Source organism: Conexibacter arvalis, assembly GCF_014199525.1.
Lineage (GTDB): Bacteria > Actinomycetota > Thermoleophilia > Solirubrobacterales > Solirubrobacteraceae > Conexibacter > Conexibacter arvalis.
On record NZ_JACHNU010000001.1, the window covers coordinates 334,661 to 355,134 of the forward strand.

The 20,474-nt window shown below is 75.5% G+C and carries 19 protein-coding genes and 1 riboswitch; of the genes, 7 read left to right on the forward strand and 12 right to left on the reverse strand.

All coding sequences use genetic code 11. The features are described from left to right. Positions 1-7 precede the first annotated feature (7 nt). Positions 8-2,155 (forward strand): FUSC family protein, encoded by a 2,148-nt coding sequence (locus tag BDZ31_RS01550; protein ID WP_183338319.1) that lies wholly within the window; start codon positions 8-10, stop codon positions 2,153-2,155. Between the two features lie 55 nt (positions 2,156-2,210). Here BDZ31_RS01550 and BDZ31_RS01555 read toward each other — a convergent pair whose 3' ends face one another. The 3 genes from BDZ31_RS01555 to BDZ31_RS01565 all read right to left on the reverse strand — a co-directional run bounded on the left by BDZ31_RS01555 (position 2,211) and on the right by BDZ31_RS01565 (position 4,336). Further along, on the reverse strand, positions 2,211-2,534 hold the full coding sequence (locus tag BDZ31_RS01555; protein WP_183338321.1) for a UBP-type zinc finger domain-containing protein: 324 nt from the start codon (positions 2,532-2,534) through the stop codon (positions 2,211-2,213). Positions 2,535-2,600: 66 nt separating this feature from the next. After that, positions 2,601-3,764 (reverse strand): hypothetical protein, encoded by a 1,164-nt coding sequence (locus BDZ31_RS01560; protein WP_183338323.1) that lies wholly within the window; start codon positions 3,762-3,764, stop codon positions 2,601-2,603. Next, a complete protein-coding gene (locus BDZ31_RS01565; protein ID WP_183338325.1) occupies positions 3,761-4,336 on the reverse strand; it encodes an RNA polymerase sigma factor in 576 nt (191 codons plus the stop codon). The genes BDZ31_RS01560 and BDZ31_RS01565 overlap by 4 nt, the downstream gene beginning before the upstream one ends. Before the next feature lie 113 nt (positions 4,337-4,449). On the opposite strand from BDZ31_RS01565, the gene BDZ31_RS01570 reads away from it, so the two are divergent. After that, positions 4,450-5,265 carry a hypothetical protein gene (locus BDZ31_RS01570; protein ID WP_183338327.1) on the forward strand — a complete coding sequence of 272 codons (816 nt, stop codon included), beginning with the start codon at positions 4,450-4,452 and terminating at the stop codon, positions 5,263-5,265. Positions 5,266-5,367: 102 nt separating this feature from the next. On the opposite strand, the gene BDZ31_RS01575 is transcribed toward BDZ31_RS01570, so the two are convergent. The 4 genes from BDZ31_RS01575 to BDZ31_RS01590 all read right to left on the reverse strand — a co-directional run bounded on the left by BDZ31_RS01575 (position 5,368) and on the right by BDZ31_RS01590 (position 10,789). Continuing rightward, positions 5,368-6,972 carry a PucR family transcriptional regulator ligand-binding domain-containing protein gene (locus BDZ31_RS01575; protein WP_183338329.1) on the reverse strand — a complete coding sequence of 535 codons (1,605 nt, stop codon included), beginning with the start codon at positions 6,970-6,972 and terminating at the stop codon, positions 5,368-5,370. Between the two features lie 143 nt (positions 6,973-7,115). Continuing rightward, the gene (locus BDZ31_RS01580; RefSeq protein WP_183338331.1) at positions 7,116-8,627 is read right to left on the reverse strand and encodes a CoA-acylating methylmalonate-semialdehyde dehydrogenase; all 1,512 of its coding nucleotides are present in this window, start codon (positions 8,625-8,627) and stop codon (positions 7,116-7,118) included. Positions 8,628-8,674: 47 nt separating this feature from the next. Then, complete coding sequence (locus BDZ31_RS01585) at positions 8,675-10,072, reverse strand: aspartate aminotransferase family protein (RefSeq protein ID WP_183338333.1); 1,398 nt, start codon at positions 10,070-10,072, stop codon at positions 8,675-8,677. A gap of 105 nt (positions 10,073-10,177) precedes the next feature. After that, the gene (locus BDZ31_RS01590) at positions 10,178-10,789 is read right to left on the reverse strand and encodes a TetR/AcrR family transcriptional regulator (RefSeq protein ID WP_183338335.1); all 612 of its coding nucleotides are present in this window, start codon (positions 10,787-10,789) and stop codon (positions 10,178-10,180) included. Positions 10,790-11,114: 325 nt separating this feature from the next. On the opposite strand from BDZ31_RS01590, the gene BDZ31_RS01595 reads away from it, so the two are divergent. Further along, positions 11,115-11,564 (forward strand): hypothetical protein, encoded by a 450-nt coding sequence (locus BDZ31_RS01595; protein ID WP_183338337.1) that lies wholly within the window; start codon positions 11,115-11,117, stop codon positions 11,562-11,564. A gap of 211 nt (positions 11,565-11,775) precedes the next feature. Here the strand turns inward: BDZ31_RS01595 and BDZ31_RS01600 are convergent, their stop codons facing one another. Together BDZ31_RS01600 and BDZ31_RS01605 are read right to left on the reverse strand one after the other, a co-directional pair. Then, positions 11,776-12,594, reverse strand: a complete 819-nt coding sequence (locus BDZ31_RS01600) for an SRPBCC family protein (RefSeq protein ID WP_183338339.1) — start codon at positions 12,592-12,594, stop codon at positions 11,776-11,778. Beyond that, positions 12,591-13,286, reverse strand: a complete 696-nt coding sequence (locus BDZ31_RS01605) for a winged helix-turn-helix domain-containing protein (protein ID WP_183338341.1) — start codon at positions 13,284-13,286, stop codon at positions 12,591-12,593. Before BDZ31_RS01605 ends, BDZ31_RS01600 begins: the two co-directional genes overlap by 4 nt. A gap of 474 nt (positions 13,287-13,760) precedes the next feature. On the opposite strand from BDZ31_RS01605, the gene BDZ31_RS01610 reads away from it, so the two are divergent. Then, positions 13,761-14,849, forward strand: coding sequence for a phosphotransferase (locus BDZ31_RS01610; RefSeq protein ID WP_183338343.1), 1,089 nt, complete (start codon positions 13,761-13,763; stop codon positions 14,847-14,849). 124 nt (positions 14,850-14,973) lie between these two features. Then, positions 14,974-15,056, forward strand: a riboswitch (cyclic di-GMP riboswitch). A gap of 51 nt (positions 15,057-15,107) precedes the next feature. Beyond that, positions 15,108-15,668 (forward strand): CAP domain-containing protein, encoded by a 561-nt coding sequence (locus BDZ31_RS01615; protein WP_183338344.1) that lies wholly within the window; start codon positions 15,108-15,110, stop codon positions 15,666-15,668. Positions 15,669-15,670: 2 nt separating this feature from the next. On the opposite strand, the gene BDZ31_RS01620 is transcribed toward BDZ31_RS01615, so the two are convergent. Further along, positions 15,671-17,779: a RecQ family ATP-dependent DNA helicase gene (locus tag BDZ31_RS01620; protein ID WP_183338346.1), complete on the reverse strand. Its 2,109-nt coding sequence runs from the start codon at positions 17,777-17,779 to the stop codon at positions 15,671-15,673. 198 nt (positions 17,780-17,977) lie between these two features. Between BDZ31_RS01620 and BDZ31_RS24440 the strand changes: the two genes are divergently transcribed. Continuing rightward, positions 17,978-18,226 carry a type II toxin-antitoxin system VapB family antitoxin gene (locus BDZ31_RS24440; RefSeq protein WP_221242780.1) on the forward strand — a complete coding sequence of 83 codons (249 nt, stop codon included), beginning with the start codon at positions 17,978-17,980 and terminating at the stop codon, positions 18,224-18,226. Then, positions 18,226-18,615, forward strand: a complete 390-nt coding sequence (locus BDZ31_RS01630; RefSeq protein ID WP_183338348.1) for a type II toxin-antitoxin system VapC family toxin — start codon at positions 18,226-18,228, stop codon at positions 18,613-18,615. Before BDZ31_RS24440 ends, BDZ31_RS01630 begins: the two co-directional genes overlap by 1 nt. A gap of 109 nt (positions 18,616-18,724) precedes the next feature. Here BDZ31_RS01630 and BDZ31_RS01635 read toward each other — a convergent pair whose 3' ends face one another. Both BDZ31_RS01635 and BDZ31_RS01640 read right to left on the reverse strand, forming a co-directional pair. Further along, entirely contained in the window at positions 18,725-19,456 is a 732-nt protein-coding gene (locus BDZ31_RS01635) for an ABC transporter permease (RefSeq protein ID WP_183338350.1), read from the reverse strand. Then, a complete protein-coding gene (locus BDZ31_RS01640; protein WP_183338352.1) occupies positions 19,453-20,430 on the reverse strand; it encodes an ABC transporter ATP-binding protein in 978 nt (325 codons plus the stop codon). Before BDZ31_RS01640 ends, BDZ31_RS01635 begins: the two co-directional genes overlap by 4 nt. Positions 20,431-20,474: the final 44 nt, after the last annotated feature.

Sequence of the window (20,474 nt, forward strand, 5' to 3'; positions counted from 1 at the left end):
GCGGCAGATGTCCCGCTGGCGACCGGCGATCAGCGACCCCGGACTGTTCGGTCTGCGCAACGCGGCGCGCGCCGCGCTCGTGATGCCGGCCGTCTTCGCCTTCGCGCACTTCGTCGTCGACGACCCGCAGACGACGCTGTTCGCCGCCTTCGGCTCGTTCGCGGTGCTCGTCTTCGCCGACTTCGGCGGGACGCCGCGCCAGCGGCTGGAGGCGTACGGCGCGCTGGCGCTGGCCGGCACGGTGCTGATCGCGCTCGGGACGCTCTGCTCGCGCACGACCTGGGCGGCGACGGCGGCGATGGCCGCGATCGGCTTCGCGATCCTCTTCGCCGGGATCGTCAACGGCTGGCTGGCGGCCGGCGCGACCGCCGCGCTGCTGACGTTCGTGCTGCCGGTCTCGCTGCCGGCGGACGTCGCCGAGATCGCGCCCCGCCTGCTCGGCTGGGGCATCGCCTGCCTCGCCGGCACCGCCGCCCAGCTGGTGCTGTGGCCGCGGCGACCGCGCGACGCGCTGCGCGACCAGCTCGCCGACGCCGCGCGCGCCCTGGCGGCGCAGGTCGCCGCGCCCACTCCGGAGCGCGAGGCGGCGGCGGCCACCGCGGTGCGGGAGCTGGAGCGGCGCTTCCTCTCGACGCCCTACCGCCCCGCCGGCCCGACCGCGACCGCCGCCGCGCTCGCCTACCTCGTCGACGAGCTCGCCTGGCTCGCCGCCCTCGACGCCCAGCCGCTCCCCGGCGCCGGCGCACCGGACGCATCCGCCGACGACCGCGCCCTGCTCGGCGCCGCCGCGCGCACGCTCCACACGGCGGCCGATGCGCTCGACGAACCGCACCGCGCGAGCCGCCGTCGCGCGCTGCACGACGGCCTGGCGGCGTTGGATGCGGCGCGCGACGAGCTCACGAAGCGGCTGCCCGAGCGCTCGCAGGCGGCGGCCGCGGCTGGGGAGACGGCGCTCCAGCAAACGGTCGCCGAAGCCTTCCGCCACACCGCGGTCGCGCGCGCGGCCGCGGACGTCGGCCGCGCCGCGCTGGTCGCGGCCGGCGAGTCGCCGCCGCGGCTCGCGGAGGCCGGTCGCGCCGCCGAGCGGCTCGCGGCCGACCACGCGAGCGCGCGCTCGGTCTGGTTCCGCAACAGCGTGCGCGGCGCCGTCGCGCTCGCGCTGGCGGTGCTCGTCGCCCACGAGACCGGCGTGCAGGAGGGCTTCTGGGTCGTGCTCGGGACGCTGTCGGTGCTGCGCTCCAACGCGCTCGGGACCGGCGCGACGATCGTCGGCGCGCTCGTCGGCACCGCGCTCGGGATCGTCGCCGGCGCGGCGATCGTGCTCGCGATCGGGACGAGCGGCCCGGCGCTGTGGGCCTGCCTGCCGCCGGCGGTGCTGCTCGCCGCCTACGCGCCGCGCGCGATCTCGTTCCCCGCCGGCCAGGCCGGCTTCACCGTGCTGCTGCTGGTGCTCTTCAACCTGCTGAGACCGGTCGGCTGGGAGGTCGGGCTGGTGCGGATCGAGGACGTCGCGCTCGGCTTCTCGGTCAGCCTGCTCGTCGGGCTGCTGTTGTGGCCACGCGGCGCCGGCGCGCTGCTGCGCGCGACGCTCGGCGACGCCTACGCCCGCGGCGCCGACCACGTGCGGGCGGGGCTGCACGCGCTGACCGCGCCGGCCGGCGCGGCCGACGGGGCGCTGGCGGCGGCCGAGCGGGCCGCCGAGGGCAGCGGGCGGCGGCTCGACGACGCGCTGCGCCAGTACCTCTCCGAGCGCGGCGGCGACCACGCCGGACCGGCCGACGTCGCCGCGCTCGCGGCCGGCGCCGCGAGCGTGCGCCGGACGGCCCGCTCGCTCGCGGCGCTCGTCCCTGACGGCGACGACTCGCCGCTGCTGGAGCAGGGCGCCCGCGCGCTCTCCGACGACGTGCGCGCGGTGCACGACTGGTACGAGGGCCTCGGCCGCGCACTCGCCGCCGGCGAGGACGCCCCAGCGCTGCCGGCGCGCGACGGGAGCGCCCAGGAGCACGTCCTGCGCTGCGCCAGCCAGGCGGTCGCGGCACGCGACACCGGAGCGACCGCGGCCGCGTTCGCGCTGCTGTGGGCGAGCCTCCACCTCGACGACCTGCGGCGGCTCGAGCGCCGCCTCCGCGCCCCGGCCGAGGCGTTCGCGCGCTAGCGAGGCGCGGCCGCGGGCGCGGCCGCGCCGGCGCGCCCGACCTCCCGCCGCCCGCTCACGGGCCCCATTCGAGCGCGAGCGGCGAGGGCGGGATTCTCGTCTCGCCGTGGACCTGCGGCAGCGCCAGGCCGACCTCGTCGGCGAAGCACCACGACCACGTCTCGCCCGGCTCCAGCGAGCGGATCAGGGGATGGCCGGAGTCGGCGAAGTGTCTTCTCGCGTGCTGGTTGGGCGAGTCGTCGCAGCAGCCGACGTGACCGCAGCCGAGGCAGATCCGCAGATGGAGCCATCTGTCGCCGGTCGCGAGGCAGTCCTCGCAGCCGTCGACCGACGCGGGCAGCTCGGTGACGGCGACGGTGTCGAGGTGGGTGCAGGCCATCGAGGCTCCCTCCGGATCGGACTGGTCGAGGTGAGGCTACCCGCCGCGGGCGATCGGCTCGACGGCTCACCCTCCGCCGCGCTCGAAGACGGGCGGCGTCAGCGGCGGAAGCGGCCCGCCCATCGCGTTCAGTCCGGCGGCGAACATCGTGGCCCGCTCGGCGGTCATGCCGTCCGTGACGTCGAGCCCGCTGCGCCCGTCGATCCCGTCCGGAAGCGCCATCGGGTCGATCGCGACGACGCCCAGCAGGCGATCGTCGACGATGATCGCGACGTGCTGGACGGCGGCGAGCTCCGGCAGGCCCGGACGCAGCAGCGCCTGGCCGCGCCGCGAGACCGCGCGCGTGAGCTCGTGCACGCGGGCGTGCGCCTCGGCCCGGAAGGCGTAGCGGACCGCCGGACCGCCGCTGCCGCGCGGGACGGCGCGCACCCGCTCGACGTCGGCGCCGGTCAGCGGCGGCCTCCCGCGCAGCACGTGGAAGCGGGCACGCGGATCGTCGCGGCCCGGCCCCATGCCGTCCGGGCCGAGCGCCTGCACGATCGCCGTCGGGCCCGGAACGCGCTCGGCGGCCGCCTCGGCGTCGGCGAGCGACATGCCGGCGCCCGGCTGGCCGGCCATCATGCTCGTCCGCAGCGACCTCGCATCGGTCCGGCTCGCGATCGGCCGCCCGTCGCGGTCGACGACGCTCTCCTCCCAGTCGTAGAACGCGAGCTGGCCCGCTCCGAGCGCGGCGCCGATCTGGACGCGCTGGTTGGCGCGACCGCCCCGCCCGCTCGTCCACGACATGCCGGCGGCGACCCGCGAGCCGTCGCCGCGCACCTCCGCCGCCGGGTAGCCGACCGCGGCGAGCCGCGCGCGCACGCGCTCCAGCACGACGGCGTCGGCGCTCGCGCCCCATCTGACGGAGAAGCGCAGCCGCACGTCGCCGCGGACCGCGAGCGCCGCGCCGCTCCCGCCGCTCCCGTTCCCGCGGACGGTTGGCGCGCCGCGATCGCCGCGGAGCGTCGTGTCGTCCGCGGCGCCGCCGAGCGGCCCGCCGGGGACGAGCGCGACCGCCAGGGCGGCGACGAGCAGGGCGCCGGCGGCGGTGCCGCCCGCGATTCGGCGGCGGCTGCGGCGCCAGCGCAGGCGGCGCTCGGCCTCGATCAGCTGGCGGCCGACTCTCGCGAGCGGGTCGCCGTCGGGGGCGGGCGCGGAGGGCGCCCGCGGCGGGTCTCTGGTCACGGTCATGCGTCCTGCTCCCGGGTTCGGTCGATGCGCGCGCCGAGCCGGCGCAGCCCGCGGTGGACGCGGGCGCGCACGTTCGCCTCGCTCGTGTCGAAGCGCGCCGCCAGCTCGGCGTAGCCGGCCTCCTCGACGACGCGCGCCAGCACCGCCTCACGCTGGTCGGGCGGCAGATCGGCGACCAGCCGCATCGCCAGCTCGCCGTCGGCCTGCTCGCTGAGCCGCCGGTCGACCTCGGCGATCTCGTCGCGCGTCAGGTCGAGCGCGTCGATCCGCAGACGCCGCAGCGCGCGGCCGGCGACATACGAGCGGCGCCGCGCGTCGAGCAGCTTGTGGTTGGCGATCCCGAACAGCCACGCGCGCACCGGTCCGTCCGCCGCGCGGTAGCGGGCGGCCGCGTGCAGCGCCGACGCGAACGTCTCGGCGGTCAGGTCGAGCGCCTGCTCGGTCGAGCGCGTCCGCGCCCGCAGATAGGCGAGCACGGCCGGCGCGTGGCGCTCGTAGACGGGGCCGAAGGCGGCCGGGTCGCGGCGCGTGGCGGCGAGCAGCGCCGCGTCGGAGTCGTCTGCTGGTGCCATCTACCCAGTGCTTCGCACGGGCGCCGGCGCTGTGACAGCACGACGCCGCCGCCGGTGGGAGATTCTCTCCGACGGCCCCCTCGCCGCTTGCCAGGCCGATCTAGACTCGAACGGTGCCCCCAGCTCCGCAGCGCAACCGGCCCGGCCGCGCGATCGTCCACCTCGACGCCGGCAGACCGGGCGTGGCGCTCCCGCTCGGCAGCGACGTCGTCGAGGTGCTGCGGACGAAGGCCGCGGCGCTCGAGGCGCTCGCCGCGACGGTGGAGCGGATGCGGGCCGACGGCTGGCGGACCGAGGGCGCCGTCGGGCTCGCCTTCTCGCTCGGGATCGACGGCGTCAGCTTCGAGCGCGACCTGTCGGACTTCTCGCGGCTGGAGCGGGTCGCGCACGCGCTGCCGACCGGGACCGTCGTCCACTGGCACCGCCACGACCGCACGTGGCGCACCGGCGGCTGGATCGCCGGCCTGCCGGCCGATCAGCAGCTCGGCGAGGCCGACGACCTGCCGGTGATCGTCCAGTCCGCCCGCAGCGGGCGCCAGACTCGCTGCGAGAGCCAGCAGCAGCTGGTCGAGGCGGTGCTGCTCCACCTCGGCGAGGTCGCCGACGATCTCGACCTCGACCGGGCCCAGGCCGCACGCGCGGCCGAGGTGCGCGCGCAGATCGACGCGCTGCGGGCCGGCGAGCCGCCGCAGGTCTACTACCGCTTCGAGGGCTCGCCCGAGGCGGAGGACGCGCTCACCAGCGCCCACGTCGTCAACGTGCAGCCGGAGGGGCTCGCGCGCTGGGAGGGCTTTCTCGACGGCGTCACCGGCGAGCCGCTGTACGAGGGCGACAGCCGCCTGGAGGGACTGTCGGGGCTCGCCTTCCGCGACGGCTTCCGGCTCGGCGCCGAGCGCGCCCACCTGCTCGCGCCCCGCGGCCGGGGCTGAGCCGCCCGCGGCCACCGCCGCCCACGCCCCGCCCGCCGCCCCGCGCCCCGCGCCCGCGCCTCGACCCGCCCGCCGGCCGCGGCCGCCCGCCGCTCGCGCCGGCTACCCCGTGTACTCCCGCGCCAGCAGCGCGACGTGCAGCGTCAGCAGCTGCTCGGGGTCGCCGAGATCGACGCCGAGCAGCGCCTCGATCCGCGTCAGGCGGTGGTAGAGCGCCTGCCGGTTCAGGTGGAGCGCACGCGCCGTCTCGGCCTTCTGCCCGCCGTTGGCGAGCAGCGCCTCGAGCGTCGGCAGCAGCGCGAGCTTGCGCTGACGGTCGTGCGCGACGAGCGGCCCAAGGACCCGTCGGGCGAAGGCGGCCAGCTCCGCGTCGTCGCGGCCGCTCCACAGCAGCCGGCGCAGCTCCAGCCCCGCGACGTCGTGCCACGGGCGGGGCGGCAGCACGGCGGCGCTGGCCGCGCTCTCGGCCGCCATCCGCAGCTCGGCGCCGGCGTCGGCGAGCGCGCTGGCGCGGCCGGCGACGACCGTCGCCCCCTCGGCCGCCTCGGCGCCGAGCCGTCTCGCCAGCGTCGCGCGCACCAGCTCGGCGGCCGTCTCCACCGCGGCGCCCCGCTGCGCGGCGTCGCGCAGCGCAACCAGCAGCAGCGCGGTCGTCCCGCCCGGCCGCCGTCCCGCGACCGCCGGCAGCCCGCGGTCGGCGAGCAGCAGGCCGAGCTCGCGCAGCGCGACGTCCCAGTCGGCGTCGGCGGCGACCGTCTCCTCGCCGGCGCGCGCGGCGAGCGGCAGCACGAGCGCCGGCACCCGCTCCAGCCCGGCGGCGAGCAGCGCGCGGCCGACCGCGGCCGGCGCGATCCGCCCGTCGAGCAGGTTGACGAGCACGCTGCCGCGCTCGCGCGCGAGCAGCTCCTCCTCCTGGCGGGCGCGCAGCAGCGCGAGCGCGACGATCCCAGACGCCTGCTGCAGCGCGACCCTCGCGACGGTGTCGAGCGGCGGCCGCAGGTCGGCGACGAGCAGCCGCCCGTCCTCCTGGTGGCCGGCCATCCGCACCGCCGCGGCGGCCGTCCCGGGAGCGGCCGCGCCGGCGCCGCCGAGCCGCGCGACCTCCCAGCGGTCGAGCGGGTCGCCGTCGAAGCCCGGCGGCAGCCCGTGCGACAGCAGCTGGCCGGCGGGGTCCTCGAGGAAGACCGGGGCGTGCAGCGTCGTCGCGAGCGCGGCGAGCACCGCCGGGATCCCCTCGCCGTCGAGCATCATGCCGGTCAGCTCGCGCTGGATCTGCTCGCCGCGGCGCAGCAGCGCGTAGTGGGAGGAGACGATCTCGGTGTGGATCGCCTCGGTGACGGCGACGAACGGGATCTCGCTGCGCAGCGCGACGAGCGGCAGGAGGTGGCGCTCCGCGGCGGCGACGAGCGGCGGCGGCAGCTCTCTGAAGACCGTTCCCAGCTCGATCACGAGCGCGACCGCGCCGCGCTCGGCCAGGCCCTCGACGTATCTGCGCTGCTCGGCGGCGCGCGCGCCGATCCCCATCCCGGTCGTCAGTAGCATCTCGCCGCCTGACAGCAGCGAGCCGATGTTCGCCGCCTCGCCGGCGTGGACCCAGCGGATCGGCGTGTCGAGCCGCTCCGCGCCGGCGACGACCTCGGGCAGCCCGCGGCGCAGCACCGGCAGCTCCAGCGCGCGGCGGACGGTGATGTCGGGCGGGGCTCTCACGGCGCGTCGCAGGTCGTGCGCGGTCGCGGTCGCGCCTCCTCAGCGCAGGATACCCCCGCCGCGCCAGCCGCCCCCGGAACGACACGAGGCGCGCCCCGCGTGGGGCGCGCCTCAGCTCCTTCCAGGGGAGTTGTCGTCCGGGCCTACTTGTGGACCGGGAAGCCGAGGTCGATGCCGCGATCGGCCGGATCGGGCCAGCGCCGCGTGACGACCTTGCCGCGCGTGTAGAAGCGGACGCCGTCGGGTCCGTGGACGTGCAGGTCGCCGAACAGCGAGTCCTTCCAGCCGCCGAAGGAGTGGTAGGCCATCGGGACCGGGATCGGCACGTTGACGCCGACCATGCCGGCGGTCACGTCCTGCTCGAACTGGCGGGCGGCGCCGCCGTCGTTGGTGAAGATCGCCGCGCCGTTGCCGTACGGGCTGGAGTTGGCCAGCTCGATCGCCTCGTCGTAGGAGTCGGCGCGCACGACGCACAGCACCGGGCCGAAGATCTCCTCGTCGTAGATCGCCATGCCGGGCTTCACGTCGTCGAACAGCGTGGGGCCGAGCCAGTGGCCGCCGGGACGGCCCTCGACCTCGATCGCGCGGCCGTCGGCGACCAGCTTGGCGCCATCGGCCTCGCCGGTGTCGACCAGCCCGCGGACGCGGCCGAGGTGGCGCTCGCTGACCAGCGGCCCCATCTCGGAGTCGGCCTCGAAGCCGTCCCCGACCTTCAGGCCGGCGATCCGCTCCTGGATCTTCTCGACGAGCGGGTCGGCGATCGAGCCGACGGCGACGGCGACCGAGACGGCCATGCAGCGCTGCCCGGCCGAGCCGTAGCCGGCCGAGACGAGCGCGTCGGCGGCGAGGTCGAGATCGGCGTCGGGCAGCACGACCGCGTGGTTCTTCGCGCCGCCGAGCGCCTGCACGCGCTTGCCGTGGGCGGTCGCGGTCTCGTAGACGTGCTTGGCGATCGGCGTGGAGCCGACGAACGAGACCGCGCTCACCTTGGGGTGGACGAGCAGCGCGTTGACCGCGTCCTTGTCGCCGTTGATGACGGTGAAGACGCCCTTGGGCAGGCCGGCGTCGGCGAGGATCTCGGCCAGCAGCAGCGAGGCGCTCGGATCCTGTTCGCTCGGCTTCAGGACGAAGGCGTTGCCGCAGGCGAGCGCGACCGGCGCCATCCACAGCGGGACCATCACGGGGAAGTTGAACGGCGTGATGCCGGCGACGACGCCGAGCGGCTGGCGCAGCGAGTAGGAGTCGACGCCGCGCGAGACCTGACCGGACATCTCGCCCTTCAGCAGGTGGCCGAGGCCGCAGGCGAACTCGATCACCTCGAGGCCGCGCTGGACCTCGCCGGCGGCGTCGGAGAGGACCTTGCCGTGCTCGCGCGTGATCGCGCGGGCGAGCTCGTCGCGGCGGGCGTGGACGCCCTCGCGGAAGGCGAACAGGACCTTCGTGCGCTGGCCGAGCGACGACCGGCCCCACGCCTTCGCGGCCTCGGCGGCGACGCGGACGGCGCGGTCGACGTCGGCGTCGGTCGCGAACGGGACGCGCGCGACGACCTCGCCGGTCGCCGACTCGGTCACCTCGCCGAAGCGGTCGCCGCCGCCGGCGTCGGCGCGACCGCCGATCCAGTGGCTGAGCGTCGTGGGAGTGGTGGTCGTGGACATGTGGTCAGGGCTCCGTTGGTGCGATGGGGACGGTTTGGGGCGCGGCGTCAGGCGGCGGTCGCGGTCGCGGGCTCGACGCCCATGAACGTACCCGCGTCGGCGAGCACCTCCGCGAGCCGGTCGACGATCTCGTCGAGGACGGCCGTGTCGCTGATCAGCGGCGGCGCGATCTGGAGGACCGAGTCGCCGCGGTCGTCGGCGCGGGCGATCAGGCCGGCGTCGAGCAGGCGGCCGGGGAGGAAGCCGCGCAGCAGCCGGTCGCGCTCGGGCTTGTCGAAGGTGCGGTTGCCGGCGTCGCCGACCAGCTCCATCGCCCAGAAGTAGCCGCGGCCGCGCACGTCGCCGACGATCGGCAGCGCGAGCAGCTCGCGCAGGCGGGACTCCAGATGGGCCTCGTTGGCGCGCACGTTCTCGAGCACGCCCTCGCGCTCGAAGATCTCGATGTTCTTCAGCGCGATCGCGGCGCTGACGGGGTGGCCGCCGAAGGTGATGCCGTGTCTGAGCGGGCTGTTCATCGTCGCGACGACGTCGGCGACCTTGTCGCTGACGAGCACGGCGCCCATCGTCGCGTAGGCGGAGGTGAGCCCCTTCGCGGTCGTCGCCATGTCTGGGACGACGCCCTCGCGCTCCGAGCCGAGCCAGTGGCCGAGGCGGCCGAAGCCGCAGATCACCTCGTCGGCGACGAGCAGCGCGCCGAACTCGTCGGCGAGTGCCCGCAGGCCCTTCCAGTAGCCGGGCGGCGCGACGAGGCAGCCGCCGGCGTTCTGGACCGGCTCGGCGATGATGACCGCGACCTCGTCGGGGCCGGCGGCGACGATCGCGGCGCGGACCTCGTCGAGCAGCCGCTTGCAGAAGGCGGCCGGGTCGCCGCCGTCGGGGGCGCGGAACGCGTTCGTGTTGGAGACGTGCGTGACCTCGATCGGCGGCGTGCCGAAGATCTCCTTGAAGCCGGGGACGCCGGTGAAGGAGAGGGCGCCGAGCGTGACGCCGTGGTAGGCGCGGTCGCGCGCGATCGCCTTCGTCCGCTGCGGCTCCCCCTTGGCGACGAAGTGCTCGCGCGCGATCTTCCACATCGCCTCGACCGACTCCGAGCCGCCGGAGGTGAAGAAGACGTGGTTGAGCTCGCCGGGCATGATCTCGGCGAGCTTCTCGGCGAGCGCGATCGCCGGCGGATGCGCGGTCGCCCAGTTGGTGTTGAAGGCGAGCCGCTGCATCTGCGACGCCGCCGCGGCCGCCATCTCCTCGCCGAACGAGTAGCCGATCTGGGAGCAGAAGAGGCTGGAGAGCGCGTCGACGTAGCGGTTGCCCTTGTCGTCGAAGACGTAGGGACCCTCGCCGCGGTCGAGCACGAGGAGGTCGCGCTCGCCGCCGTACGCCGCGGCGTGGTTGGTGAAGTGGAGCAGGAGGTGCTCGCGAGCCGAGTCGTGCAGCGCGGAGTGGGTCATGGGAGCAGCCTCGCGCCGTGCGCCGCCGCCCGCCAGGGTCAGACCGTCGCGATCTGGGGCAGTCGATCCGACGGCCTGTATGCCCGGCGCCGCGCTGCCGCCTCGCTACCGCAGCATCCGCAGCACGAGATCGGCGTGGAGCCTGCCGATCTCCTCCGGGTCGACGCCGCGATGGGGCCGGTACCAGCGAGCAGAGTCGACGCCGAGCGAGAGGATCGCGCGCACGGTTCCGGTGAGGTCGCCGACGTGCAGCTCGCCGCGCTCGGCGCCGGCCTCCAGCTCGGCGGCGAGGAGACGCTCGGTTGTGCGGCGCAGCTCGAGGATCTCGGCGAACCGCTCCGGCGGGAGCGCCCGCAGCTCGTGGGCGGTGACCTGGCCGAGCGTCGCGTGGCGGGCGTGCCAGGAGGAGAACGCCTCGACGAAGGCGGCGATGCGGCCCGCCGGCGACTGCTGCCCGTCCATCGCGTCGCGCGCCTCGGCGAGCACCGCCTCGTGGCCGATCCGCATGATCTCCGACAGCAGGTCGAGCTTGGAGCGGTAGTGGACGTAGACGGCCGCGGGGCTCATCCCGGCCCGTCTGGAGATGTCGCGCGTGGTCGCCGCCTCGAAGCCCCGGTCGGCGAAGGCGTCGAGCGCGGCCAGCAGCAGCCGGCGCGAGCTCTCCGACTCGACGTGCGCCCAAAGGTCGGCGTCCCGCCGAGCGATTCCGTCTTGCATGTCCCACAGGATCGCGGATGAAGCCGCGAAACGGCCCCAGCGCAGCGCCCACGGCCGCGTGCCCCGCGGCGGCGCGGCGGCATCGCTCGCCGCGCCGGGGCGACCTCGCTTTCGGCGCCGCGTCCGCCTCGCGCACCGCGCCGCCGTCCGCCCGGCACCAGCGCGCGCCGCCCGCCAGCTCGCGCCGCACACCGACTGTCAGCGCACCGGTTTCAAAGAAATATGGTGACTACGCCGATCCGGGTCATTGCCGTGCGGCGAACTGGCGCGCGACGGCCGCGTGGGGTACTCTAAGCAAGCGCTTAGTCACTGAAGGAGAGAACTCGTGCTCTACCAGTTCAGCCGCGCGATGTACCGGGCCCTCGCCGAGGGGATCAGCGACAGCCCGGGCGCATGCGCGAACGACCGCAGCAACCATGTCCGCGTGCTCCACGCCTGCGAGGCGACGCTGGAGCGGATGGCGACCGACCGGTGGTACTTCGCGAAGCCCACACGGAGCCTCATCCGCGAGCTGCGTCCCTACTTCCCGCTCTCCGAGCAGGCCCACATGAACTCGATCGTCGAGCAGTACCTCTCGCTCGCCGACGAGGCGATCGAGGAGCAGTTCGAGAGCGGGTACGACTTCGCCGGCAACCGTCTCTGCTGCCGTGCGATGACGCGCAAGGGCACGCCCTGCCAGCGCCTGCCGCATCCGCGCAACGGCTACTGCCCCTCCCACCAGCACCTCGCCGACGCCGACGAGCTCGACCACACGCGCGTCGCCGTAGCCGCCTGACGGACACCACCGCCCCTTCGCTCGGCGCGCGTCCTCGCTGACGCGCGCCGGCGCGCTCGCGTCACCGCCCGCGCCGGTCCCGGCTGACGCGCGTCGGCGCGCTCCGTCACCGCCCGCGCCCGTCCCGGCTGACGCGCGCCGGCGCGCCCCTTGCGCCCAGGCGCGCGCGGGTCCAGAGCCGCGCGCCGCAGCCCGACGCGGGCCGCCTGACTCACCCGTGTCGCTCAGCCGGCTCCGCTGCCGGGAACTGCCGCTCCAGCCACGACCGCCACTGCTCCTCGGCGCGAGCGCGGGCGGCCTGGCCGGCCTCCCCGTAGAGATAGCCGCGCACGACCGCGTGGGTTCTGCCGGCCCGCTGGTGGACGGCGAGGTCGACGATCCCGGGCGCGGGCTCGTCGGTCCGCAGCTTGACCTGCAGCGGACCGACGCTCTCGACGACGCCGCTGAGCCGCGGCGCCGTCCCCGCCACCGCGCGCCGCTGGCCGACGGCGAGGTCCTCCAGCGCGAGCGCGCCGAGCATCCGGCGCCAGGCGGCGTCGGCGTCGTCGCCGAGCGCGTGGAAGAGGATCACCGACGACGTCGGCTGCCCGGCGAAGTGGGTCAGGTAGATGCGCAGGTGCTCCATGCCGTCGAGCCAGCCCTCGTCGGTCCCCGCCAGCTCGTCCTCCCAGTCGGCGCCGTCGCTGCGGAAGCCCGACGCGAGGCGGATGACGCAGGTGCCGCCGGCGCGCGCCTCGACGAGGATCTCCGTCGCCCACGGCGGCGCGTCCGCGTCCTCGGACCACTCCCGCTCCTCGTACGCGAAGCGACGCGGCGGATCCCACGCGGTGACGACGCCGCGCGAGTCGCCGAACGGGCCGTGGTGGGTGACGATCTCGCCGCCCTCGCACTCCTCGACCTCGGCCGGGACGAACCAGGCGGCGAGGCCCGGACCGGTCGCAATCGCCTCCCACACCTGCTCGGGAGTCGCTGGCACCTCGACTTCGACGCGGACCATGCGGGCGTCGGGCGGATCGGGCGTCGTCGTCATCTCGGCTCCTCGGTTTGTGGGTCCGGTGCGGGGTCGGGCTGCGCGGCGGCGTTGGTCTGCGCGGCGGCGAACGTCGCACCGACGGCGGGCCCCTCCCGCGATGGGCCGTCTTCTGCCGGCACGGGGTGCGCGGCGACGAGCAGGCGGTAGCTGCGCCCGTCGGCGACGGCGCCGTCGTGGTACTTGGAGACGAGCGCGGCGACCGCGCGGGTCAGCTCGTCGGCGAAGGCGGCGCGGTCGGCCGCCGAGCGGAAGCGGACCTCGGTGTCGAGCGCGAGCGTGGCGAGCCGGCGGTCGCCGCGACGGGCGCGCCGCGCCAGCGCGCCGACCTCGCGCACCGCCCGCCCCGCCAGCGCGACGAGGTAGGCGGCCGAGAGGCGGTCGGCGGCGCGCGCCGGATCGTCGGCGCCGGCCGAGCCGAGCGCGCCCGGCGAGACGGCATACGTCGCGGCGCTGGCGACGAGCAGCCGCTCGGTCAGCCCGCCGTGCCGCCGCTCGCCGGCGACCTCGACGAGGCCGTGGGACTCGAGCGTGCGCAGGTGGTAGTTGACCTTCTGCCGCGTGAGCCCGACCCGCTGCGCCAGCGCCGCCGCCGAGGCCGGCTCCGCCAGCTGCGCCAGCAGCCGCGCGCGGATCGGGTCGAGCGCGACCGCCGCGACGGCCGGATCCTCGATCACCTCGATGTCGAGCATGCACCAACTCCAGCATTGACAAGAAGTTTTGTCAAGCTGTGGGTGCGAGGGATGTACGACGGCGGCCCAGGGCGATGCGCCGACGTCCTCCGGCCGCCGCCATCGCCGCCCCGCCGCCTGCCGTCGCCGCCCCGCCGCGCGCCGTGCCGCTCCGCCGCGCGCCGTGCCGCTCCGCCGCCCGCCGTCGCCGCCCCGCCGCGCGCCGACGTCCTCCGGCCGCCGCCATCGCCGCCCCGCCGCCTGCCGTCGCCGCCCCGCCGCGCGCCATGCCGCCCCGCCGCCCGCCGTCGCCGCCCCGCCGCGCGCCATCGCCGCCCCGCCGCCCGCCGTCGCCGCCCCCCGCCGCCGTCGCCGCCCCGCCGCCGGCCGTTGCCGGCCCAGCGCGCGCCGTCGCGGCCAGTGCGGCGACGCAGCACGCGCGTTGGGCGCGCGGCGGCGCGCCTCGATGACGGTGCGGCGTCTAGCCTGCAGCCGGTGCATGGCGACGACCTGACCGCGGAGGAGCGCCTGCTGCTGCGCGGCCGCCCGCCCGCGGCGGCGCTGCGCTGGGCCGCGCGGGCGGCGGGCGGCGTCGGTGCCGAGGTCGTCGCGGTCGAGGCGCTCGAAGGCGGCACCTCCTCCGCCGTCCACGCGCTCGACGTGCGCGACCGCGCCGGTCGCACGCGTGCGCTGGTCCTGCGTCGCTTCGTGCGCGCCGACTGGCTGGCCGAGGAGCCCGACGCCCCCTTGCGCGAGGCCGCCGCGCTCGACATCGTCGCGGCAGGTGGGCTCGTGGCGCCGCGGCTCGTCGCGCTCGACCCGCGGGGAGCCGAGATCGGCGACGGCAGACCGGCGCTGCTGATGACGCGCCTGCCCGGCCGCGTCGTCTGGACACCGCCACCCGACCAACTCGACACGTGGCTGCGCGGCCTCGCCGCGACGCTCCCGCAGATCCACGCAACCGTCCTCTCCTCCGCGTCGGCGCCCGCCACCCTCACGCCCCCGCCCGCTCCCACCGCGCCCACGGCCCCCGCCGCGCCCGCCGCGCCCGCCGCGCCCGCCGCGCCCACCGCGCCCACCGCGCCCGCCGCGCCCACCGCGCCCACCGCGCCCACCGCGCCCACCGCGCCCACCGCGCCCACCGCGATCGGGCGCTACTCGGACTGGGGGCTGCACGTCGAGCGCCCGCCGGCCGGGTCGCGGCTGCCGGCGCCGACCTGGGAGCGGGCCTTCGCCGTCTTCGACCGGTCGCCGGAGGTCGGCGACAGACTGATCCACCGCGACTTCCATCCCGGCAACGTGCTCTGGCGCGACGGTCAGGTCAGCGCGATCGTCGACTGGGCGTGCGCCTCGCGAGGCCACCCGGACGCCGACGTCGGCTACTGCCGCGAGAACCTCGCCAGAGCGCATTCGGTCGCGGTCGCCGACCGCTTCCTCACCTTCCATCGCGCACTCACCGGCGCGGGCGAGCTCGACCCGGCATGGGACGTGCGCGCCGCACTCGGCGGCTACGCCGCCGACGACCTCGTCGGCTGGTCGACGCGGGAGGACGCCTTCCTCGCGCAGGCCGTCGCGCGGCTGTAGCGGCGCGTGGCCGCTCGACGGCGAGTGGCCACGCGCCGACGCCGCCCGAGCCGCGCACTTTTCCGACGCGTCGGCACTCCTCTCGTCGGGTAGCTTGCCGTCGAACTTCAAAGACGCAGCTCGCATCTCGAAAGGGCAAACCACTCGCGAGGGTGGGACGCAAAGCCACGGGGCTCCAGATGGGAGGGAGCCAGCCGGGCCGCCGAAGGAGGCGTTCGAGACAGTCGCGGGCGCTCGAACGCACAAGGAGTTGTTGTCGTGCTTCGCTCAGTCGGGTCGCGGATGGCCGCAGCGGTCGTCGCGCTCGCCACCGGTCTCATCCTCCTCGCTACCATGCCGGCCGCCGCGCGCGCATGCGCCGGCGCCAACGCCAGCCCCGGCGCCAACCTCAAGCGCGCGAGCGCCGCGACGCTCTGCCTCCTCAACCGGCAGCGCAAGGCGCACGGCCTGCGGCCGCTCCGCGTCAACGGCGCGCTCAGAAAGGCCGCGGCACGGCACTCCCGTGACATGGCCCGGCGGAACTTCTTCTCCCACACCTCCCCTGGCAACGTCTCGTTCGACCAGCGCATCCGACGCGCCAACTACCGTCCGCGCGGCGGCTGGTCGATCGGCGAGAACATCGCCTGGGGCAGCGGCCACCTCGCCAGCCCCGCGTCGATCGTGCGCAGCTGGATGAATAGCCCCGGTCACCGCGCCAACATCCTCAACCGCGGCTTCCGCAAGATCGGCGTCGGCGTCGCCCGCGGCGTCCCCTTCGCCGCCTCGGCCGCCGTCAGCCGCAGCGGCGGGCTCTACACGACCGACTTCGGCTCGCGCTGAGGTCAGCTCAACGTCGCGAGCGTCGCGGGCACCACCGCCTCGGCTCCGGCCTTGCGCAGCTGCCCGCCGACCATCGCGAGCGTGAACCCCGACAGGCGCCGGTCGTCGACGAGGACGCCGGTGCCGGGCGGCGGCTGCTGCACGACCGCGAAGGCGCCGCGCACGTTGGCCGCCTGCTGCGCGGCGTTCGCCATCTCGCGCTGCGGCGGGCGCTGCTCGCGCCGTTCGAGCAGCCGCAGGCGCGGGACGCCGAGCTGGCGCGCGAGCTGCTCGGCGAACGACTCGACGACCGCGCCGTTGGCGACCGACGGCACGTCGGTCACCCACGCCGGCGCCACTCCCGCGCCGCGCAGCGCCTCGGCAAGCGCGACGGCGACCTCGTCGTCGAGCCGGCCGGCGCGCAGCCCGCGCTCGATCGCCGGCCACCAGCCGCCGTCGCCGAGGCGCGCCAGCGCGAAGCCGGGCGCGACCAGCGCGTCGACCGGAATCTTGCGCATCGTGCCGGCGGGGTCCGGCGCCATCTTGCGCTGCTCCAGGACGATCGGCTTCGAGCGCAGATGGCGCTGCGCCTGCTCGACGAGCCGCTCGTCGGGCGGCGCGGCGTAGCGAGGACCGGCGCAGACCGAGCAGCGGCCGCAGTCGGCCGGCTCCGGATCGTCGAGCTCCTCCTGCAGCGCGCGCATCAGGCAGCGGCCGTCGGTCCCGAAGGCGGCCATCGCCTGCTGCTCGGCGCGGCGGAGCGCGGTGATCTGGGCGTAGCGGTCGCCGTCGTACGACCAGCCGCTGTCGGGCACCGCGAACCAGCGCGTTCCTTCCCGGCGGACCGCGCCCTCGACGTCGAGGATCTTCAGCATCGCCTCGATGCGCCCGGCGCCGAGGTTGACGACCGCCATCAGCTCGCGGCTCGTCCGGCCCCTGCCGTCGGCGGTGGCGTCGTGCAGCTCAGCCAGCACCGCCTCGACCTTGTCGCGCGCCGGGAAGGCCTGCTCGATGAAGAAGTCCTGGATGCGGCGGTCCTCGGCGCCGCGCAGCAGCACGACCTCGGCGTGGGCGACTCCGCGACCGGCGCGGCCGACCTGCTGGTAGTAGGAGACGACCGAGCCGGGCGCCTGGTAGTGGACGACGAACTCGAGATCGGCCTTGTCGTAGCCCATCCCCAGCGCGCTCGTCGCGACCAGCGCCTTCACCTCGTTGCGCAGCAGCCGCTCCTCGGCTGCGATCCGCTCCTCGCTCGCCTGCTCGCCGCTGTACGCGAGCGCCGCGATCCCGTTGGCGGTGAGGAAGCTGGCGACCTGATCCGCGTCGCGCTTGGTGAGGGTGTAGACGATCCCCGAGCCGGGCAGCCGCGGCAGCGTCTCTACCAGCCATGCGAGCCGCTGCGCGGGCCGCGGCAGCTCCAGCGCCTCCAGCCGCAGGCTGCTGCGCCCGAGCGGCCCGCGGTAGGAGCGCAGCTCGCCGGCGCCGTCCCCCGGCGCGGTGCCGGCTCCGACGCCGAGCTGGTCGAGCACGTCGGCGACGACGCGGTCGTTCGCGGTCGCCGTCGTGCCGAGCACGGCGACACCGCTCGGCAGTGCCTCCAGCATCTCCTTCACGCGCCGGTAGTCGGGCCGGAAGTCGTGGCCCCAGTCGGAGATGCAGTGCGCCTCGTCGATCACGAGCAGCCCGACCGAGGCGGCGAAGAGCGGCAGCAGCTCGTCGCGGAAACGGGGGTTGTTGAGCCGCTCGGGCGAGATCAGCAGCAGGTCGACCTCGTCGGCGGCGAGCATCCCGCGGATCGCGTCCCACTCGTCGCGGTTGGTCGAGTTGATCGTGTGGGCCCGCAGACCGAGCCGCTGCGCGCCGGCGATCTGGTTGCGCATCAGCGCGAGCAGCGGCGAGACGATCAGCGTCGGCCCGGCGCCCTCGGCGCGCAGGAGCGCGGTGGCGACGAAGTAGACGGCCGACTTCCCCCAGCCGGTGCGCTGGACGCAGAGCACGCGGGCGCGGTCGGCGACGATGTCGTGGATCGCGTCGAGCTGGCCGTCGCGGAAGTCGGCGGCGGGGTCGCCGGTGAGGTCGCGCAGTCGGTCGAGCGCGGCGGCGGCGAAGTCGGGGGCGACGGAGGTGGGCATGCCGTCGAGCGTAGCCGCGAGGGGGGCGAACTCTCGAGACCGCGCGAGAGATTTCGCAGCCCTGCGCACACGTGTCGCGATTCGATCGTCAGGCTCGATCGCATGCTCACTTCCCCGCCGCCTCCAGCACACGATGAATCGAGAACAACATCGATCGGGTGGACCGATCGAGACGAGGGTTCTAGCCTCCTCGATGCGATGACGCTCCATGTAGACGACCCCGGATTCCTCGCCCTCCGCAGCGCCAGCGCGCGTCATCCGCTCGCCCGCCCGGAGGCGGTCGCGCAGCGTGATCGCGAGCACGTCGCGGCGGGAAGGCTTCCAACCGTCGAGGAGCGGGAACGGGCGATGCTCGCCGCCGCAGATGTGATCGCGAACCTCCCCGTGCTCGATGACCGCTCCCCGGAAGAGATCCTTGGCTACGACGAGTCCGGCCTTCCGACCTGATGGTCGTCGACAGCTCGGCCATCATCGCAATCCTCCTCGACGAGCCCGAAAAGTGCCGTTTCGTACGACTCGTCGCAGCCGCACGCGAACCGTCGATCTCAGCAGCATCACTGCTCGAATGCGCGATCGTCATGCATCGGCGCGCGGGCGCGACGGGATTCGCGCAACTCGACGGGATAGTGCACGACACCGGGATCCGCTGCATCCCCGTCGATCTCGACCAGGCACTCGCCGCGCGGCGGGCGTGGGTGCGGTACGGGAAGGGCAACTCGCCCGCGGGGCTGAACTTCGGCGACTGCTTCAGCTACGCGCTGGCGCGGACGATGGACCGGCCGCTGCTGTTCAAGGGCGGTGACTTCACGCGCACCGATGTGCGTGCGGCGGAGTGAACGGCGGCAGGACGCGGCAAGCCCGGTGCGCATCCGCGACGCCGCGCGACCGTTGGCGGCCTCAGGCCCGCGCCTGCACCAGGCACGGCTGGAACCGCCGCGCGCGGCGCTACACCCGCACGGTGTCGCGGCGGTAGGCGCGGACGGCCAGCGCGGTCAGCACGACCGACCAGGCGGCGACGACGGCCCAGCCCTGCGCGCTCCAGCCGTCGCCGCCGACGCCGACGTGGCTCGCCTGCACCAGCCAGTAGGAGGGGAGGCAGCGGGCGATGTCGAGCATCGCGCCGGAGGTGATCGGGAACCAGGTGCCGCCGAGCAGCGCCAGCAGCGACGTGACGCCGCCCATCACGGGGCCAATCGAATCGGCTGTGAGCAGGTGGCCGAGCGTGACGCCGAGCGCGGCGAAGGGCACCAGTCCGACGAGCATCAGCGCCGTCATCGCGACCCACTCGCCGACGGGCAACCGCACGCCGAGCGCGAAGCCGGCGGCATAGAGCAGGACGATCGTCAGCAGTGCCATCGCGTAGGCGGTCGCGACCTTCGCACCGAGGTAGACCGGCGCCTTCAGCGGGGTGATCCGCAGCTGGCGGTTCCAGCCGACCGAGCGCTCGGCGGCGATGCGGCCGCCGCAGCTGATCGTCGCCATCATCGCGCCGAAGCCGGCGATCCCGACCATGTAGTAGAGGGGCACCGACAGCCCAAGGCCCTCGAAGTTCTCCTCGTTCGCGTTCGGGCCGGCGATCGCGACGTAGATGATCAGCGGGATGCCGAGCGAGAAGACGAAGAAGCGGCCGTTGCGGACGGTCCGCAGCAGCTCGTAGCGCAGGTACGTGAGCGTCATCGCCGCTCCCCCTCGTCGTCGTCTCCGGTCAGCTGCAGGAAGGCCTGCTCCAGCCCGGCGCCGCTGATCTCGATGTCGCGCGCCTCGCGATGCGCGGCCAGCAGGGCGCGGATCGCCGCGTCGGAGTCCGAGCAGGTGAGGATAACCGCATCGCCGTGGCGGTCGGCGGTGACGACCCCGGGCAGGGCGCCGAGCGCCGGGAGGTCGGCGCCCGGCAGCGTCGCGCGGATCGTGCGCGACCCGACCCGCGCCTTGATCTCGGTCGTCGGACCGTCTGCGACGACGCGGCCGCGCGCCATCAGCACGGCGCGGTCGGCGTGGGCGTCGGCCTCGTCGAGGTAGTGGGTGGCGAAGACGACCGTCTTGCCGCGCGCCGCGAAGGCGCGCATCGTCGCCCAGAAGGCATGGCGGCCCTCGACGTCCAGCGCGACCGTCGGCTCGTCGAGCACGAGCAGATCGGGGTCGCCGACGAGCGCGATCGCGGCGCGCACCCGCTGCGTCTGGCCGCCGGAGAGGCGGTTCGTGCGCTGGCCTGCGATCGGCTCGATCCCGGCCAGCGCCATTACCTCGTCGACGTCCATCGGCACCGGGAACAGCGCGGCGGTCATCCGCACCAGCTCGCGCACGGTCAGGTCGCGGATCAGCGCGCCGGTCTGCAGCATCGCGCCGACGGCGCCTGCGTCGATCGCGGCGGCGGGGCGCATGCCGAAGACCGAGACGGTGCCGGCGTCGGGCTCGGCCAGCCCGAGCATCATGTCGATCGTCGTCGACTTGCCGGCGCCGTTGGGGCCAAGCAGCGCGACCGTCTCGCCGCGCGCGATCGAGACGTCGATCCCGCGCACGGCGTCGACGGGCCCGGCCGCCGAGCGCCAGCGCTTCACCAGCCCTCTCAGCTCGATGCCGGCGGCGGCGCGCGGCGCCCCGTCCGGCTCGACGCCCGCGGGGCCTGCGGTTGTCGGAGTCGGGTTGCTCATGCGCTCAAGTGTGCGACGAGCGGACGGCCGGCAGCAGTGCCGGC